General features: G+C 69.3%; 4 protein-coding genes. All 4 read right to left on the reverse strand.

Annotated features, from left to right (window positions below; translation table 11 throughout):
- Nucleotides 1-141: 141 nt before the first annotated feature.
- Complete coding sequence (locus tag VKV26_11830; protein HLZ70579.1) at nt 142-1,344, reverse strand: VWA domain-containing protein; 1,203 nt, start codon at nt 1,342-1,344, stop codon at nt 142-144.
- 28 nt (nt 1,345-1,372) lie between these two features.
- Nucleotides 1,373-2,272: a MoxR family ATPase gene (locus VKV26_11835; protein HLZ70580.1), complete on the reverse strand. Its 900-nt coding sequence runs from the start codon at nt 2,270-2,272 to the stop codon at nt 1,373-1,375.
- An 85-nt stretch (nt 2,273-2,357) separates the two neighbouring features.
- Entirely contained in the window at nt 2,358-2,675 is a 318-nt protein-coding gene (locus VKV26_11840) for an XdhC family protein (protein ID HLZ70581.1), read from the reverse strand.
- A gap of 149 nt (nt 2,676-2,824) precedes the next feature.
- On the reverse strand, nt 2,825-4,198 hold a 1,374-nt coding region (locus VKV26_11845; GenBank protein HLZ70582.1), incomplete at its 5' end, for an amidase family protein.

Here is a 4,198-nt window from a genome sequence, read left to right on the forward strand (position 1 = left end):
ACTGGTTCAACCAGCGCCGACTCCACGGTGAGCTCGGCATGCTCCCGCCAGCGGAGTTCGAGGCGCTCTACTATGCGGAGCAGCAGCTTCCCTTGGCTGCTTCCCAATAACTCGAGTCTCCACTAAACCCGGGGCGGTTCACTACTTCCGAGCCAGGTAGACCAGCGTGCGGGCCAGGCGCACGAGGCTTTCGAGGTTGTGCGCGGGCAGGAAGTAATCGACGTAGGGCAGCGCGGCGGCCATCCCTTTGGCCAGCGGCTGGTAGTCGCGGCCGCCCAGCAGCGGGTTCAGCCAGACGATCTTGTATGCCCGCCGCCGCATGCTGCTCATCGCCTTCGCGATCAGCGTCGTGTCGCCGCGGTCCCAGCCGTCGCTGACGATGATCACCACCGTGCGGCCCGAAAGCCGCGTCTTGCCGTAGCGCCGGTCGAAGGCGTAGAGGCTGGCGCCGATGCTGGTGCCGCCCGACCAGGAATCGACCTCTTCGCGAATCCGCGCCAGCGCCTCGGCGAAGGTCTTCGTCTTCAGCAGGTGCGTGACCTCGTTCAGCCGCGTGCTGAAGACGAAGGTCGAAACGTGCCGCACCTCCGCCTGCATCGCGTAGAGGAACTGCACGAGGAAGCGCGAGTAGAGGTCCATCGAACCGCTGACGTCACAGAGCACCACCAGCCGCAGCGAGCTGACGCGTCGCCGCTGGCGGTAGAGGTCCAACACCTCGCCGCCGTGCTTCACCGAGCGGCGCAGGCTCTGGCGCAGGTCCACCGGCCCGCCGCTGGGCGCCACGCGCGTGCGCCGGCTGAGCTGCGAGGCGAGCTTCGGCGCGAGCTGGCGAATCACCCGCCGCGCCCGCTTCACCTCGTCGCCGCTGTACTGCGAAAAGTCTTTGGCCGTGAGCAGGTCGGCGTTGCTGTAGGTGGCCGAAGGATTGTCGCCCTCCGGCTCGTAGGCGACGCGCGTCTGTACCGGCGCGAGCTTCGTGCCGTCGCGGCCGCCGCGCCGCGGTCTCGACGGCGGTGCGTCGCTGTAGCGCGTGCGCGGCATCGTGCCCGCGGAAGCGCGCTCGGAGCGCCAGAAGAGGTCGAAGAGCAGGTCGAAGAGCGGATAGTCCTCGACGCGCGAGACCAGATTGGCGCGCAGGGCGATGCGGAAGTCGTCACGCCGCGTCACGTCGAGCAACGCCAGGCCGCGAGCCGCGTCGATCAGCCGCCCGCTGGTCACGTCGATGTCGGCGTTCTTCAGCACGCGGCCGAACCGGATCAGGTTCGCCGCAAGCGAGCCGCCGCGCTCGCCCAGCGCCTCGGCAAGCTCGCTCTCCAGCGAAAGTGCGTGCGGCGGACCGGGCACGCTGGTCAAGGAACCAAACCGCCCGTGCCTACAGCGCCGCCGCGGCGGCGCCCGCCGCCTCGAGCATCGCCGCGACGTTGCCCTGGCGGAAGGCCTCGATGTCGTCGTTGTACTTGAAGATGCAGGAGTGCGTCTCCTCCACGGTGGCGGCGTCGAGATGATCGCGGTGCAGCAGCATCAGCGCCGAGGCCCAGTCGATCGTCTCCGCCACGCCGGGGCGCTTGTAAAAGTCGCGCTGGCGTAGTTGCTGCATGAAGCCGCAGATCTGCCCGGCGAGCGCCGTCTGAATGCCGGGACACTTCGCCTGCACGATCTCCAGCTCGCGCTCGAACGAGGGGTACGAAATCCACAGGTAGAGGCAGCGGCGCTTGAGTGCGTCGTGAATCTCGCGCGTGCGGTTCGAGGTGAGCACGACAAACGGCGGCCGTTCAGCGCGGATCGTGCCCAGCTCGGGGATGCTGATCTGGAAGTCGGAGAGCACTTCGAGCAAGAACGCCTCGAACTCCTCGTCGGCACGGTCGACTTCGTCGATCAGCAGCACCGGCGGCACGGCGCCGCTGTCGGCGATCGCATCGAGCAGCGGCCGGCGAATCAGGTACTCCTCGGAGAAGATCGCGCGGCCCAGGTCGTCGCCGTGCTGGCCGTCCGCCTCGCCCAGCTTGATGCGCAGCAGTTGCTTGGGATAGTTCCATTCATAGAGGGCGTGGTTGGCGTCCAAGCCCTCGTAGCACTGCAGGCGAATCAGCCGCGTGCCGAAGACGCGGGCCAAAACCTTGGCGATCTCCGTCTTGCCGACGCCCGCCTCGCCTTCGAGAAAGAGCGGCTTGCGCAGGCGGTCGGCGAGGAAGACCGTCGTCGCCATGGCGCGGTCCGCGAAGTACTGCTCGCGGGCCAGCGCGGACTGGACCGCTTCGATCGATTCGAACACGCTGCTGTCTGCCTCTGGGAATCACGTCTTCACCCGGCAACGAGGCCGAGTGCGATGAGGGCGGCGGGTTGTCAGCCGCTGGCCCCTACTCCGGGTCGATGCGCTCGACGAAAACGTCCATCACGCCGCCGCAGATCTTGTCCTCGCCGTCCACCGGCTCGGTCAGATCGACGCTGACGATGCCCGGCTGGCCGCCTTCGAGCACGTCCATCGCCCGCTGCCAGACCTCGGCCTCGCCGCAGCCGCCGCCGATCGTGCCGAAGAACGAGCCGTCCGGCCGCACGACCATCTTGGCTCCGGCCTTACGCGGCGTCGACCCGCGCGTCTGCGCCACCGTGGCCAGCGCGATGGGCTCGCCGCGCCCGATCGCGGCCTCGATCTCGGCGTATATCTCGTTACTCATGGATTTCACCTCCGCACCGCACGCCGGCAACGGACCAGGAATCAACTTACCTGACGTTAGTATCGTACCGAGTGGACCAGCCGCCACGCAATTCAGCGACGCGCGGCTCGCAAACGGCCGCGGCCGGCAGCCCCAGATTGGCCATCGGCTCACGCGTACCCCGGCGGGCGCTGGAAGCCGCCGAACTCTCGCCCGACCAGTCCGGCGAAGCGAATCGGGGTGTAATCCTCCAGGTACGGCCCGATCGCCTGCAGACCGATCGGCAGCCCGCCCGTCGTCAGCCCGACCGGGAAGGCCGTGGCGGGCTGGCCGCAGAGAATGGTCAGCGAGGGGTAGACGACGTTCAGCCGGTACTTCTCCGGTTTGCCGCTCACATGTACGGTGCGCTCGCCGAAAGGGATCTCCGGATCGACGTGCGGGAAGGGCGGCGTCATCGTGATCGGCGCCAGCAGCACGTCCCAGTCGCGGAAAAAGGCGCGGAAGGCGGCGCGGAAGCCTTCGCGCTCGCCATGCCAGCGAAAGTACTGCTGCGCCGTGGCGACGAAGCCCTGCCCCTCCGCCGCGTCGAACTCATCGCCGGCCTGCAGCGCGGCGGCGGCTCCCTGGCGCACGTCTTCGGGCATCCCGGCGGAGATCATCACGGCCAGCAGTCCGAGGTAGACCCTGTGGTGCTCCCGCAGGTCGGCGAGCTCCGGCGGCAGCGCCTCTTTCACGGTCGCGCCCACGGCCGCCAGCCGATCGGCGAGTTGTTGCTGCGCCGCGGCGATCTCGTCGTCGAGCGGCGCCCAGGGAATGCGCGGCAGTACGGCGACGCGGAACTCCGCCAGCCGCTCCCGCCGCGCCGGCGGAATCTCCAGCCGCCAGGCCGCGTCTTCGCCGATCTCCGGGCCCGAAACCACGTCGAAGGCCAGCTCTAAATCCTCGGCGCTGCGTGCCAGCGGCCCCTGCACACCCATGACCGTGGCCCAGTTGGGCAAGGGACTGCCGGGGTAGTGGCCGCTGCGCGCCAGCGCCGTCTCGCTGGGCCGGTGGCCGTAGACGCCGCAGAACGCCGCCGGCACGCGAATCGAGCCGCCGATGTCGCTGCCGAACTCCAGCGGCGTCAGCCCCGCCGCCAGCGCCGCCGCGCCGCCGCCCGTGCTGCCGCCCGGCGTGCGCTCGAGATCCCACGGGTTGTTTGTGCGGCCGAAGACTGGGTTGTTCGCTTGCCAGTCGCCGGCCATCGGCGGGATGTTGGTCTTGCCCATGATCGCGGCGCCGGCCGCGCGCACCCGCCGTGTGAGCACGCTGTCCGCCTCGGCACGGTGCGCGGCGCGGTCGGGCATGCCCGCGGTGCTGGGCAGGCCGGCCACGTCGATGCAGTCCTTGATCGTCAGCGGCAGGCCGAGCAGGGCGCCGTCTTCGCCCCGGCCCCGCGCCGCGTCCGCCGCCTTCGCGGCCAAGCGGGCGTTGCCGAAGTTTGCCGAGACGATCGCGTTGAGCGTCGGATTGAAGCGGCCGATGCGCTCCAGGTGCAGATCGAG

This window comes from Dehalococcoidia bacterium, assembly GCA_035310145.1.
GTDB lineage: Bacteria > Chloroflexota > Dehalococcoidia > CAUJGQ01 > CAUJGQ01 > CALFMN01.

Excerpts from the sequence above, each read along its gene's own strand:
- VKV26_11840 (HLZ70581.1), bottom strand. The coding sequence starts at position 2,675 with ATGAGTAACGAGATATACGCCGAGATCGAGGCCGCGATCGGGCGCGGC.